The 13,551-nt window shown below is 52.1% G+C and carries 10 protein-coding genes and 1 pseudogene; 5 read left to right on the top strand and 6 right to left on the bottom strand.

The genetic code is table 11. The annotated features are described in order from the left end of the window. Positions 1 to 51: 51 nt before the first annotated feature. The 6 genes from WKI41_RS00055 to WKI41_RS00030 form a co-directional block, all read right to left on the bottom strand. Positions 52 to 765, bottom strand: a complete 714-nt coding sequence (locus WKI41_RS00055) for a sugar transferase (RefSeq protein ID WP_340191497.1) — start codon at positions 763 to 765, stop codon at positions 52 to 54. Positions 766 to 2,152: 1,387 nt separating this feature from the next. After that, on the bottom strand, positions 2,153 to 2,812 hold the full coding sequence (locus WKI41_RS00050; protein WP_340191496.1) for a hypothetical protein: 660 nt from the start codon (positions 2,810 to 2,812) through the stop codon (positions 2,153 to 2,155). 36 nt (positions 2,813 to 2,848) lie between these two features. Next, the gene (locus tag WKI41_RS00045) at positions 2,849 to 5,068 is read right to left on the bottom strand and encodes a polysaccharide biosynthesis tyrosine autokinase (RefSeq protein ID WP_340191495.1); all 2,220 of its coding nucleotides are present in this window, start codon (positions 5,066 to 5,068) and stop codon (positions 2,849 to 2,851) included. A 116-nt stretch (positions 5,069 to 5,184) separates the two neighbouring features. Next, positions 5,185 to 5,703 (bottom strand): hypothetical protein, encoded by a 519-nt coding sequence (locus WKI41_RS00040; protein WP_340191494.1) that lies wholly within the window; start codon positions 5,701 to 5,703, stop codon positions 5,185 to 5,187. 317 nt (positions 5,704 to 6,020) lie between these two features. Further along, positions 6,021 to 7,229 (bottom strand): polysaccharide biosynthesis/export family protein, encoded by a 1,209-nt coding sequence (locus tag WKI41_RS00035; protein WP_340191493.1) that lies wholly within the window; start codon positions 7,227 to 7,229, stop codon positions 6,021 to 6,023. Between the two features lie 396 nt (positions 7,230 to 7,625). Beyond that, the gene (locus WKI41_RS00030) at positions 7,626 to 9,131 is read right to left on the bottom strand and encodes an O-antigen ligase family protein (protein WP_340191492.1); all 1,506 of its coding nucleotides are present in this window, start codon (positions 9,129 to 9,131) and stop codon (positions 7,626 to 7,628) included. Between the two features lie 283 nt (positions 9,132 to 9,414). On the opposite strand from WKI41_RS00030, the gene rfbC reads away from it, so the two are divergent. The 5 genes and pseudogenes from rfbC to WKI41_RS00005 form a co-directional block, all read left to right on the top strand. Beyond that, entirely contained in the window at positions 9,415 to 9,990 is a 576-nt protein-coding gene (gene rfbC / locus WKI41_RS00025; protein ID WP_340191491.1) for a dTDP-4-dehydrorhamnose 3,5-epimerase, read from the top strand. Positions 9,991 to 10,014: 24 nt separating this feature from the next. Continuing rightward, positions 10,015 to 11,094 carry a dTDP-glucose 4,6-dehydratase gene (rfbB, locus tag WKI41_RS00020; RefSeq protein WP_340191490.1) on the top strand — a complete coding sequence of 360 codons (1,080 nt, stop codon included), beginning with the start codon at positions 10,015 to 10,017 and terminating at the stop codon, positions 11,092 to 11,094. 5 nt (positions 11,095 to 11,099) lie between these two features. Then, positions 11,100 to 12,008 (top strand): dTDP-4-dehydrorhamnose reductase, encoded by a 909-nt coding sequence (rfbD, locus tag WKI41_RS00015; RefSeq protein ID WP_340192281.1) that lies wholly within the window; start codon positions 11,100 to 11,102, stop codon positions 12,006 to 12,008. Continuing rightward, positions 12,005 to 12,874 carry a glucose-1-phosphate thymidylyltransferase RfbA gene (gene rfbA, locus WKI41_RS00010; RefSeq protein WP_340191489.1) on the top strand — a complete coding sequence of 290 codons (870 nt, stop codon included), beginning with the start codon at positions 12,005 to 12,007 and terminating at the stop codon, positions 12,872 to 12,874. Before rfbD ends, rfbA begins: the two co-directional genes overlap by 4 nt. 85 nt (positions 12,875 to 12,959) lie before the next feature. Beyond that, a pseudogene (locus WKI41_RS00005) lies at positions 12,960 to 13,551 on the top strand (hypothetical protein); the annotation flags it as partial.

Below are 13,551 nucleotides of genomic sequence, written 5' to 3'. Positions count from 1 at the left end.
ACCATCCTCGCACGACGAGGAGTGACTAGGTTTTAGATGAGTTGTCGTATCCTACAGCCCGGTCCCGCCGCACACTTCATTGCGGATAGTAGCGACGACAATCTGAAGATCGAGCCAGAAACTGTAGTTCTCGATGTAATGCAGGTCTGCAGCAATGCGAGCTCTAGCATGGACCGGATCAACTGTTGGCCCACGCCAACCGCGAACTTGAGCAAGCCCAGTAATTCCAGGGCGAACTTCATGTCGATAGTGGTAATTGAAAACCAACTGCTCGTAAGGAACTCCAGCGGCGAACATCCCGATAGCATGGCATCGAGGGCCGACCACCGACATATCGCCCTTCAACACGTTGATGAATTGAGGAAGCTCGTCAAGACTGCTTTTTCTTAAAAAGCTCCCAAGACGGGTAATTCGAGGGTCTCCATCAACCGTCTGCGCAACACCGCTTACGTCGCAAAGGTCAGTGCGCATTGATCGAAACTTTAATATCCGTATCTGCTTCTGGTCTTTGCCCCATCGAACCTGCTTAAAAAATACAGGGCCCGGGCTGTCGAGTTTAACCGCCAGTGCAATCAAAAGCAGAACTGGTAAGAGAACGACAAGCACGGTCAATGAAAATGCGATGTCGAATCCGCGTTTCAAAGACGACCGTGCAGCAGAGGAGCCTCCGACTGCCGTTAAGCCTGTCGAACGAGGCGAGTTACTGACGTCTGAAATCGAGCCACTCAATGGATCGGTGGCGCTTTGATTAGTAAAAAAGCTCATATCAATCCCAACCGCACTAACATACAATAACGCTCTTTTAACCTAAACTTTCATCGGCGTCATCTTTATCCTCAACAATTAGTTAACCTCAAGGCAAATGTGACTTTTATGCAATTAAATTTTGCCGACACTTGATTTTCACGCCGCTCAACTGCAGCGGTTACTGAAGATGTATCCCTGCATTGACCGAGCCAACATAGAGCAATTTAAAATCATCTGTAGATTGTATTTTTTCGATACATAAATTTATTTGGTTGTAGTATTCGATTTTTTGGGAAATAAGGTTGGAGCACGTCTTAGGAACTTGAACGTTTCAGGTCAGCGAAGGCCATACACAGGCCAAGGACGAAAAAAATCGGGTATTTCTTCGGAACTGCTGGCGCTCGATACTCGCTAAAAGCTGAGCGATCGGGAAAGGCTTCCTACGGAAGGAACCGCGCTACCACCTTTAGCTGAACCTGAAGAAAGAGCACGCCTCACCTATAAGTTCTGGCAACGCAATATTGAGTCTGAACGAATACCTGTTCCAGCAAATTACGCACCAAAATGACTCTGCTGGATTTACCATTTGTTAAAGGTCTATCTTAAACAGGCTGAAATGAATCTCTCCTACCGTGAAATCGTTAGGAGTATGACAAATGACGCCGCGTTCAAAAGTTTGGTTGCTGAGTTTTCTGGTTTCAGTTGGCCTATGGTCGCTTGCGATCAAAGGCGGCGGATTAATTGCAAGTTCGCTATCGCCGAATTCAGTGGACACTTTCTACACAGCGAGCACTAAGTAGATTGTTCAGGTGAAAGAGGTACTGGCTTAATTTGGAACAGACGGTGGATGCTGCGCAAACCAGCGTTTACCATCGATGAGAAGTTCCGTTGCGCTTTCATATTAGATTATTAAAATGTAGAGATGTCTCGGCGCTTTCGCTATTTGTTGTTCGCTACATTGCTTTCGCTTGCTATATGGTCGCTGGTGGCCGTTGGCATCATTTATGGCTTGTAGCGACTGGCGCCAACCTATCCTTTTCGCGCCCGTTCTCCCTAACTCAAGTCTCTGACGTTCAACGGCATCGATCTGGCTGGACATCCAGGCATCTCACGGCCTTGTTTTGCCGGTTGCAGGTGCAACGGTAGCCCGGATCAACCCGACTGGATCTCAGGAAAGATGAGCGATCAATCGCTTCCGTCGCAGTCGGAACCGTCTTATTCTTTCCTCATCGTTGTATTTTGAGGTCCCTTAGCGAGAGATCCATAGCTACGTGAGCAAGGGACTTAAAATGCTTAAGTCCAACACCTGGGCCCGCTTCCTTACTGGGGACCTATTCCCACTCAGCACGAACGCAAGATTTTTAGAGAATACACATCAGCCCTGATGCTTGTAGAAGTTCTTCAGTCAAGAAAGAACCATCAATCGGCATCGGGCTGGTGCTAGTGTCGTAAATCTTGCAAACAAAGACACTGAGACCTGCATCTTTTTCAACCTTGTCGGATCAATACAAGCTGTCGCAATATCCTTCTCAAGAACCTTCGCTCCAAGATCGAGGGTAGTATCACTCAGTCTGCTCCAAAAACGTAAGCGGGCGAATACTACATCGCCTTCAGACGGAGCCATCAACTGCGACCGCGTTAAAAGTGAAACCACCTCGCTTGGGTTCTCGCCAGCGGCATGCTGTATCATGGCGAGGCGCAACCAAAGGTCACCTCGCGTCGGTAGACAGGTCAAGGCATGTAAAACGTAGTCCCGCGCTGTGATAACTGCGCCTGCCCATTCCTCGTAATCATCATCGGCATTTTTAAGATCGACATTGGCTAGCACAACCGCCGCGCCACTGATGACAACATCTGAGCGGCAAATACCAGCCTGCGCTAGGCTGGACACTTCTGAGACTCTCTTTTCGATCGCGGTGCCGTCGATCGAATTAGCAACATTCAGCCGCTGACCTAGATATACAATGTCAGCCGCATCGCGCGTGAGGTCGATTTCCTTGACTGCGATACCAGCCATAAGCAGGAAGAAAAAAGAAATCACCGCCGGCAGAATGGCCGACCTCACAGAGACACCTGCTTAAATTTTAAGAAACTGATAGACCTAGCCCTCGCGATAATAAGTTGCGTAACTGGAGTGGTAATACTCCGCAGAGCCAAATGTTTGATAAAGTTTCATGCGGTTCATGTCCACTTTATTGAGAACAACACCCAGACACTTTTCGTATATCCGCGGTTCGGTTTTCAACGTCTGGCGCACCATGTGTCTTGCAACCCGACCCCACTCCGTTACGTAAACAAATGCATCAACATTTGTCGCCATGGCCCGCGCATCCACAACAGGCGCCAGCGGCGGAAGGTCTATGATGATATAGTCCGCATGCTCAGAAATACGGTTTAATAAGTGTCGCATCGGAGCAGATGAAAGCAGTTCAGCCGAGTGAGGCAGCCGCTGTTTCATTACCGCAGGTAGAAAAGCAAGCTTCGATCTTTTGCTCCGAAGCAAACAATCTTCCAACGGAGCTTGCTCAAAAACAGCCTCAACGAGCCCCTTTTCCGCATGCCGCGCGATCGCCCGTGTGGCACCTGGGTTCCTTAAATCTGCGTCTATTAGAACAGTGCGTGAGCCTTGGCTCGCTAACAACTCGCTCAGGTTGACAGCGACCGTTGACTTACCTTCTCCTGGAAGAGTGGAAACAACCCCGATTATCTTACAAGCCGCAGAAGGCAAGACCATATCGGCAGCAATTTTGACACTTCGCATCGCTTCTGCGAAAGGCGAAAGAGGATGGTCTAGGACATAGTCCATGACAGCACTCGACTTTCTAATCTCCCGCTGTGACGGCTCTTGACCTACCCTGTCGGCAGGCTTGCTAATCTTTGAAATGAGAGGCGCGGTACCCAGCGTTTCCAGCCCGAGAACATCGCGAACCTGTTCGGCAGTCCGGAAGAAACGATCCCTATACTCACGGAACATCCCAATGCCCGAGCCTGCGGCGGCACCCAAAATTGCAAACAGCGCCACAACCAAGGTTTTTCTTGGATATGCAGGCGTTGTTGGCACGACGGCCGGCGAGATAATGCGCGCCTCTGTCACCGGGAAAGACTGCTGCTGAACTGCCTCCTGGAACTTCTGCAGAAACGATTGGTAAAGGTTTTTGTAGGTTTCCGCCGATCTCTCAAGTTCACGCAACTGGACCATGGTCTCATTGGCACCTGCGCTAACGCTAGTCGCTTGATTGACGGAATCCTGAAGGCTCTTTTCTCTTGCTGTCGCGACATCGACATCGCTCTTGTAACTCTCAGCAATGCGCCTCAATTCGTCGAACATCTGGCGCTTGTAATCCGCCATCTCGTTGCGTTGTCTGACCACACTTTCATGGTCCGGACCGAGGATGGCAGACAGCTGGTCAGCACGTTTCGAAGCGGCTAAGTACTTCGACCGTAGATCGTTTGAGATTGAACTCGCAAGAACATCGGTAACGATGGCGTCCATCTGCCCATCTTTGATGATCTGCTGAATTCGGTTGAAGCGCGCCATTTTTGAAGCGACATCTGCCTGCGAGGCAATTAGCGCGCTGTTGAGCTCGGCAAGTTGCTGATCGCTGACGAGTTGAGTTCCCGTGGAGACCAATCCATTTGCAGTACGAAATTTCTGCACTGCAAGATCGGATTCTAGGGCTTTTTGGCGAAGCTCGGCAATGCGGTCCTGAAGCCAGTCACTCGCGCGCCTCGTCGCGTCGTATTTTGAGTCCAGTTTATCATTGAGGTAGGCCTCGGCAATCCCATTGGCTATCTTGGCCGATAACTCTGGAGACGGGGAAACAAAGTTCAGAGCAAGTACGTAAGACTTTCCAGTCCGGCTGACTTGCATGTTGTCGCGAACCTTGTCGGACGCATTCCGTCTTAGCCGCTCTTTATCTTCGCCCACCACTGTGTTGGACACAAACCAGGTTGAAACATTGAGCAAAGACCGCACAAAGTTTTTCGCCTGGGTGATTGGTCCAGCATCAGAAGCCATGAAGACAGGATTCTCATCGAGCTTTAGCCTATCCACTGTCCCCATTGTGATTGCACTGGATTTCAGCAGTTCGACCTGACTCAGCACCGCGGCATCATCGTCGACGTTTTCACCAAACTTCGACAATTGTTCAACGACGACTGTATTGGCCCCGTCGATCAGAATGTTTGCAGTCGCTTGATAGAATGGCACCGCGGTAAGGACGTAGGCTATGCCAAGGACAACAAACACGACGACCGTAACCGCCACTATTTTCCACTGCCGCTTAGCAACGCCAAGCATCCAATCGAAATCAATAGACATGTCGGAAGCTTGATCGTCCGACGACCTAGCCTGTTGAACGGCAAGAGACGTATTTCTAGCATCCATGGATTTAGATCTCAGCCCCGAGCCGTATAGACGTGTATAAATTCATTGAATTACGGCGCTGTCGGACTTACTGACGAACTGGATCCACCGCTTCCGCCGCTAGAGGCAGAAAAGAACCGGGCACTACTGGCACTTGCGACAAGCGAACCGTTGCTTTGTCCGACACCATTGCTCCCGCCAGCCTGCGTGCTAAGCGAACCGGAACCACCTACAGCGCCGCCAGCACCCGGACCACCAACCGCTGCACCACCGGCGCCAGCACCTGCGCCTCCACCGCCGCCGAGCGCTGCAGTCGGCGCTTCCGCATTGGCGCCGTTGAAGGCGTCAATGAGCGGCTGGTTACCTGACTCCAACACGCTCTTCTGAATCGTGCCAGCGTACAGCGGATCGACGACCACGCATGCCCGTGCCGCGCGCCCCAATCCACCACCAATTCCAGCGACCTGGCCGCTCAGCGCCGCGACCTGCGCCTGACTTTCAGCTGCCGCCGGGGCAGCCAGTGAAATCAAAGCAGCAAGGGTTGCTGGACTTGAGCCAGCCAAAGCCCGAACGCGCATTTGCATTGCCATCCCGCCACCAGAATACTGCTCAAGAAGCGCCTGCGGATTGGCAAGAAACGCTTGAACATCGGCATCGGGGAGTTTGGCAGGAGCAACAAAACAAGAGCTTTTAGGCGCATCTTGAGCCTGCGCTCCAACAGTGAGCCCCAAATATGCACATGCACATATGGCAAGAAGGCCGCTCGCGCGAAAAGACAACATATAGGTGCTCCTAGCAATTAATACTTTGGTTACCAACATATCACACGGTTTGCTGGCAGCAGCAACCCTCGACTATAATAAACACCGTTTATGCTTAAAGGCTGATCCCAATTAAACCGCTGCACTCAGAAAGCTCTAACAGTATCGCGTGTGGACTTGACGTCGGAAGTAGCACCTGCAGCAGTCGAAGTGACAGAATTCACGATATTTAGGAATTTCACGAGCTCTGTCGAGTCGGAATTGGTGACATACAGGATGTCCTTATCCTGCATCGGGAACTTTTGGAGAGCAAACAAGCTCGACGGATCCCGCAGATTTGCTCGGAATATAACAGGTATAGTATCAGCCTTGAAGTGCGACACATTCACACCGAGCTTGTTCAACATCGCTTTGTCAGCGACACGATACAACATGACTTGCGCAGGGTCAGCACGACCATCCAACAGGCCGCCTGCTTTACCTAACGCATCGCCCAACGAGAGATCAGACTCTTCAAAATCAAACCGTCCATTTAGTCCAGCGGCACCGAAAGCGAGATAGGTCCGGCGCTCACGATCGACCGTGATGATGTCCCCCGGCACCACATAGATGTTCTCAGCAGGCGTTTTCGTCAGGTGATCATAGAGAATGGTCCCAGAGCGGCCGCGCCGTTGCAAGGTTACGTAGGTCTCTTTACCAGGAGAGCTCAAACCGCCAGCTTCTGAGAGAACGTCCAAGACACGCTCGCCAGCTTCCGTCAGAGTAATTTTCGCAGGACTTCTCACATCGCCGAGGACGGCGACCTGCGCTGAGCGGGCGCTGATCTTGGTGACAACCGCCTGCGGCTCGATAGCCCTGTTTGCAAGACGATCTTCGATGACGCGTGCGACTTGCTCTTCCGTGTAGCCCGAGACTTGAACCTCGCCTGCGTAGGGGATGTTGATTGAACCAGATCGCCCAACTGTTTGCTGAGGCAGCTGAACAAAATTACCTGGACGACTTCCGGCATCAGCGGGGATAAACAGGCCACCCGCTTGGGACTCGAATATTGAGACCTGAATAACGTCGCCGACACCGAGCGGCAGAACCGGCGCCCCTCCGCGCCCACCACCGAAGCCTCCCTCCAGCGACTTGGCCGTCGTATCGCTGAACACGGACAGCACAGCCGCATTTATATCCACCAAAGCGTAATCAATACCAGCCGTCTGATTACTCTTCGAAGATACAGCGGACACTTTGACTGTAGCGTTTGACTCAACTGCACGCGCAGACGGGCCAGAAGCGGGTAAAGATGTACAGCCCGACAACCCCAGCAGCAGTGCACTTAGTAAAACGCCAGATCTAAAGTGTTTCAATGTAAGCCCCTCGTCAGTCTGTATGTGCTTAAAATGACTAGCAAATGAAGGCAATACTGGCGCCGCCTGCCAATACAAATGTGCATGTGTTTTCTAAATAAAGTTGCCGCAGAGCAACATCGCGCCGGTTCTAGCTATCTAAAATCATCAAGATTATATTTTTTGTTAATGTATCTAATTGTCATTGACACGACTTTAACAAACAGACGTTGCTCAGTTAGCACGGACTAAATGATCATTAAGCGATGCCGCGTTTCAGCAAAATAAGACAGCTAGCGTGAATGAGACATTCCTTAATTCAAATAGAGTCGGAGACATATTTTCCTCAAGTTGATGCATTTGGTCCCAGCGAAGAAGCGGATCGCATCTTCTCAAATCCGAAAGCGGCGAAAACAATCAGGTGTCGCGCCTCCAATTTCTGTTTTCGCTACGCGCCTGTTTCTTCGGCGGAAGCATGCAGATCGACACGATTGGCGCGCAGAGCAGAGCGAAGAACGCCGCGAGACCTGGAATTTGCAAAGAGAAATCAACTGCCGAATGAAGAGTGACGAGAACAAGAGACGCTAAGCCAACCGCGGCTATGTAACGCTGTCGGCGCCGTATTCTCAACCCATGAATGTACACGAACGCTAATGTTCCAATGCCGACAAGGAGCAGCGGAATAAACGCCAGGCCCAGAGAAAAGAGGCCCTCCATGTAGACATTGTGGGCTCGGTCCCAAATCAGATAGATACCACATCTTGCATCACGATAGGCGGGGAACACTTCTCGGAAGCTGGCGAGACCTGCACCAAACGGCATGTGGTCCTTGATCGCAGCGGTTATCCCTGGAAAGACGCATATGCGGCTCTCGAAATTCTGAGCCGCGCCTCGAAAAAGCACGCGCTCTGCTAGCGATATAAAAATACCACTACCAACGAGGAGGATTGCGGCAGCTGCTACAAATCTCCTACTCCCGCCTTTCCTCTTGCTGGTTGACCTTACCTCCTTTTGATCGGGAAAGAGAATAAGGATTAGCAAAAGGCACAGAAGAGCCGCGAACGTCGAAACGATGCCACCTCTCGACTTGGTCAGCATCAGAGCGCACGCCGTCGCGAGACATGATAGCGCGTAGAGACCAGCAAGAATCGTAGCCCTTCGATCCACGAAAGGTATGCCGTTAAGGTATGCGAAAACCGAGCGCACCAAATCGGTTTTGCTGGCACTCTGCCACGTGAACGCAACCTGTAGGATCAAAAGCAATCCAAAGAATGTTGCCGCCGTATTGCGATTGATGAATGTGCCGGTAAGACTGTCTTGATAGGCCTGCTTCTTGACGAACAGAACCATGTTCGGATCGGCAAGAAACTGTATGATGCTAAACACTGAGATGATGGCACCGGCTATCACCATATATCTTAGAAGCCGATTGCACCGATTCTCGTCTCTAAAAAGCGCCAGTGCGGCAATGAATACTCCAAAAGGGATCGCCAGCATCAGAACCACGCTGGATGTGTCTCCAGGTGTCAGCGATATCGAGGCTCTAGCAAACGGCAGGTAGGTACGCACCATTTCCCAAACCGGGTCGAAATAGAGGAGACTATAGAAACCTGATGCTTGAAGCTCGGTCCATCCCACGAGGAGCGAAAGTAAGATTAGAGCGATTGTCGTAACATTACGCGTGTTGGCCGGAACTGGTGAAACCATCAAGATCACAGGCATCATTACGGACAGGAGCAAAGATCCGATGGCCACAGTTTCGGCTTGAACTCCTCCGTAGGAAAAGAGCAAAAAGAGACAGAGCAGCAACAGCAAAGCCCGTAGTACGCTTTGCAACTTCCCGGCTACTTTTCCTCGGTTCCGGTGAAGGGCGCCCTGCCTCTGCTGACTGTGTTTCCCGGGTTGGGCAGGTGGCCGTTCCATAAATGTTCCTGCGGGCGCAAAAGTGATCCATCCTTACACATGTAAGTTGCAGGGCCTTTACACGCTGTTGGCTTGTTGCGGAAGCCGAATTTGAACACTTACAAGCTATATCGAGCATTTCCTCCCTATGATGGGCAGCAAAGAACCTGAACAGGAAAATCCATTCACTATTGTTCGGTATTTGTGCGTGTAATACACGCGTGCAGACTAGACATTTTGCAGCCAACCAGTAAGTCTCGTTTTCGCACTGAGCCTTTCACAAGCGATTTTCAGGATAATCATAATGCTCTTTGAGCGACTGAATATTGAAGGCCCCATCTTGATTGTTCCGAAGAAATTTGGAGATTCACGAGGGTACTTCATGGAGACCTTCCGGGCCTCTCTCTTCGAAGCAGAAGCGGGCCACTTCAAATTCGTTCAAGACAATCGTTCGATGTCAGCCGAAGTGGGCACAGTCCGGGGCCTACACTTTCAGCTTGAGCCAAAGGCACAAGGCAAGCTCGTCTCGTGCACAGCGGGCGCGCTACTTGATGTTGCCGTCGATATTCGCTCTGGTTCTCCAACATACGGACAATTTGTTGCCGAGGAACTGAGTGCCGAAAATGCGCACCAACTCTGGGTACCCCCTGGCTTCGCTCATGGTTTTTGTACACTCGAGCCCAATACCGTCATCAGCTACAAAGTGACCGACTACTACAGCCCCGAACATGACCGGGGCTTATTATGGAATGATCCGGCTCTGGGTATTAATTGGCCCGTGTCTGCAGATAATGCGATCCTGTCGGATAAAGATGGCAAGCAACCAACACTCGCCACCCTCGGGAGCGTGTTTCAATATAGCCCGGCGCAGACCGGCTAACCTTCGAACGGATCGGGAGCAATCATGCGCATTCTTGTAACTGGTGGCGCCGGTTTTATCGGTTCTGCAGTCGTTCGCCATCTCGTGGGCGACAAGGGCTACGATGTCCTCAACGTGGACAAGTTGACCTACGCTGGCACCGAAACATCGCTGAAGACCATCACCCACAATGCCAGCTACCGCTTTCTAAAAGCGGACATTTGTGATCACGCAGTCATTTCCCAAGCTTTTGAAAGCTTTAAGCCAGACCGTGTTATGCATCTGGCCGCCGAAAGCCATGTTGACCGATCTATCACCGGCGCCAAAGACTTCGTCGACACTAACGTGATTGGCACCTTCACTATGCTGGAATGTGCCCGACAGTACTGGGCAGGCCTTGTCGGGGAAGCGAAAACCAATTTTCGCTTCCTGCATGTCTCGACCGACGAAGTTTATGGTTCGCTTGGCGATGAAGGTCTCTTCACGGAAGAGACGCCGTATGATCCGAGCTCCCCATACTCAGCCTCCAAAGCAGCCTCCGACCATCTCGCCAAAGCGTGGCAGCGGACATACGGATTGCCTGTAGTCGTCTCGAACTGCTCGAATAATTACGGTCCCTATCACTTTCCAGAAAAGCTGATCCCCCTGATCATCCTGAATGCGATGGAAGGAAAATCGCTGCCGGTTTATGGCAACGGAGCAAACATCCGCGATTGGCTGTATGTCGAGGACCACGCACGTGCGCTCGATATCGTCGCCGAACGCGGCAGGGTTGGCGAGACATATAATATCGGGGGAAGAAACGAACGCCGCAACATCGATGTCGTCAATCGCATCTGCGAACTGATGGACAAATTCTCGCCCACGCCGAGACCGCATGCGAGCTTGATTACCTATGTCGACGACCGACCAGGCCATGACGCGCGATACGCAATTGACGCAACCAAGCTGGAGACAGAGCTCGGCTGGAAGGCACAAGAGAATTTTGACTCAGGCATCGAGAAAACAGTCCGCTGGTATCTTGAGAACAGCTGGTGGTGGGAGCCATTGCGACAAGGATATGCGGGTTCGCGACTTGGGCTCTTGAGCACGTCCATCGCTCCAAAAAAAGAGGACAGCGTATGAAGCGACTGCGGATGATTGTCACGGGCAAAGAGGGACAAGTGGTCCAGTCTTTGCTCGAACGAGCAGCTGGCAATACCCGATTTGAGGTCATAGCTTTAGGACGTCCCAACCTCGATCTCTCCGCTCCTGAAACCATAAGCCCAATCATAGGCGCCGCAAGGCCGGACGTAATCGTCTCAGCAGCCGCCTACACCGCCGTCGATCAGGCGGAAACCGAAGAGACTGAGGCGACGATCATCAACGGCGTCGCAGTCGGCAAAATTGCGGAAGTAGCCAGCGCGCTGGACGTTCCTTTGCTGCACCTGTCAACCGACTACGTCTTCGACGGTAACAAAGACAGACCTTATGTCGAGATGGATCGGGTCGCTCCAGCTTCTGCTTACGGGCGCTCGAAGCTTGCTGGAGAGCAGGCGATTACGGCTGCGACAGCAAACTATGCGATTCTGCGGACGGCGTGGGTCTACAGCCCCTTTGGCAAAAATTTCTTGAAGACGATGCTACGACTTGCAGAAACGCGCGACAGCATCAACGTGGTTGACGATCAGGTCGGCAATCCAACCTGTGCACTGGATATCGCTGATGCGGTTTTCACTATTGCTGGCAATCTGGTCGATAGCGAGGATACAAACTTGCGTGGTGTTTTCCACATGAGCGGTGCGGGCGAAGCGAGCTGGGCCGATTTTGCAACAGAGATTTTCGCCCGATCGGCGCTTAGTGGCGGGCCTTCAGCGGAGGTCGGTCGTATCCCGACAAGCTCTTATCCGACGCCGGCAAAGCGACCCGCAAATTCTAGGCTGGATTGTACCCGACTACAGGATCGCCACGGCGTCCGGCTTCCGGATTGGAAGATATCTACGGACCAAACCGTCGAGCGTCTTATCCGTAAACACTCTAATGATGGGACGATATTATGAAGGGCATTATTCTCGCAGGTGGTAGCGGCACGCGGCTGCATCCGATGACACTGGTCAGTTCCAAGCAGTTGATGCCGGTTTACGACAAGCCGATGATCTATTATCCGCTCTCAACGCTCATGTTGGCTGGCATTCGTGATATCTTGATCATCTCCACGCCACGCGATCTCCCAGGTTTCCAGGCACTTCTGGGTGACGGCTCGAAGTGGGGAATTTCGCTATCCTATGCGGTCCAACCGTCGCCGGATGGATTAGCGCAGGCTTTCATTATCGGCGCGGATTTTGTCGCCGGCCAATCTTCCTGTCTTGTCCTCGGCGACAACATCTTTTTTGGTCACGGTATTACAGAACTGTTTCGCAGCGCTATGGCGCATGAAAGCGGTGCCACGGTCTTCGCATATCATGTCAATGATCCCGAGCGTTACGGCGTCGTGGAATTTGATGCGTCGATGAAGGCAATTTCGATTGAGGAAAAACCTGAAAAGCCCAAGTCTAACTGGGCCGTCACGGGCCTGTACTTCTACGACGCGGACGTCGTGGATATAGCCGCCAACCTCAGGCCTTCGCCGCGTGGTGAACTGGAAATCACGGACGTCAACCGCACCTATCTTGAGCGTGGAAAGCTCAATGTTCAGCAAATGGGGCGTGGCTACGCTTGGTTAGATACGGGCACGCCCGACAGCCTGCTGGAAGCCTCCGAGTTCGTAGCGACGCTTGAGAGGCGGCAGGGCTTCAAGATTTCCTGCCCCGAAGAGATCGCCTTCAGGCTTGGCTACATCACACCCAACGACGTTGAGGCTCTGGCGCGGGACTATGGAAAAGGCACCTATGGAAACTACTTGAGAAATATTCTCAAGCAGGTCTGATCCAGAGGGTCATCCTGAAGGGGGCACAGCACAACCGACGAGCCAGCTGTAGTCTCAAACGAAGTGAAGGTGGTGGACGTTTGTCATGAGGCAGAGACTCGCTTGCGCCGTCGGCGTCCTCGTCCTCTTGACTTTGGCCGCACTGTCTACGCGTTACGTTCATCCGCACTGGGCGTTCTCCGTGCTCTATACGATGCAGCTTCATGTTGCAGTAGGCTGCGTAGCAGCGAGTATCCTCGGGCTCTTGGCAAGGCGCGACGCACTGTTGTGGGGGCTTTTAGTAGTCTCGCTTGGTCTCACCACCGACGCTGCACTGATGACGACGCGCTACAGTCTCACAGCTGACGATGCCGACCTAGGCAAGCCAAGCTTCCGGCTCCTCTCCATCAACGCGCTCAACAGCAATGTCAAAAGTGGCGAGACTATAACGCGTATGATCGTCGCATCCGGCGCTGACGTCGTGAACGTCATGGAAGCGCCTCCGTTGCTAGACCATATGGATAAGTTGGCCCGGGTCTATCCCTACAGGGTCGGCTGCGGCATCGTGACCAAAACATGCGACCAACTGATGCTTTCAAAGTTTCCGATCGAAACCCAGCACGTGATGTCTCTTAGCACCATCTTCAACGAACGGTTCATTGTTGCTAAGATAAAGATCGCCGGGCGCACGATCGATT

It is taken from the genome of Agrobacterium larrymoorei (assembly GCF_037722385.1).
GTDB lineage: Bacteria > Pseudomonadota > Alphaproteobacteria > Rhizobiales > Rhizobiaceae > Agrobacterium > Agrobacterium larrymoorei_C.
The sequence above is the reverse complement of the archived record's forward strand: the minus strand, read 5'-3'. Positions and strand labels throughout refer to the sequence as shown.

Coding starts and splice junctions, on each gene's coding strand:
- WKI41_RS00055 (WP_340191497.1), bottom strand. CDS start 765: ATGAGCTTTTTTACTAATCAAAGCGCCACCGATCCATTGAGTGGCTCG.
- WKI41_RS00045 (WP_340191495.1), bottom strand. CDS start 5,068: ATGTCTATTGATTTCGATTGGATGCTTGGCGTTGCTAAGCGGCAGTGG.
- WKI41_RS00040 (WP_340191494.1), bottom strand. CDS start 5,703: ATGGCAATGCAAATGCGCGTTCGGGCTTTGGCTGGCTCAAGTCCAGCA.
- WKI41_RS00030 (WP_340191492.1), bottom strand. CDS start 9,131: ATGGAACGGCCACCTGCCCAACCCGGGAAACACAGTCAGCAGAGGCAG.
- rfbC (WP_340191491.1), top strand. CDS start 9,415: ATGCTCTTTGAGCGACTGAATATTGAAGGCCCCATCTTGATTGTTCCG.
- rfbB (WP_340191490.1), top strand. CDS start 10,015: ATGCGCATTCTTGTAACTGGTGGCGCCGGTTTTATCGGTTCTGCAGTC.
- rfbA (WP_340191489.1), top strand. CDS start 12,005: ATGAAGGGCATTATTCTCGCAGGTGGTAGCGGCACGCGGCTGCATCCG.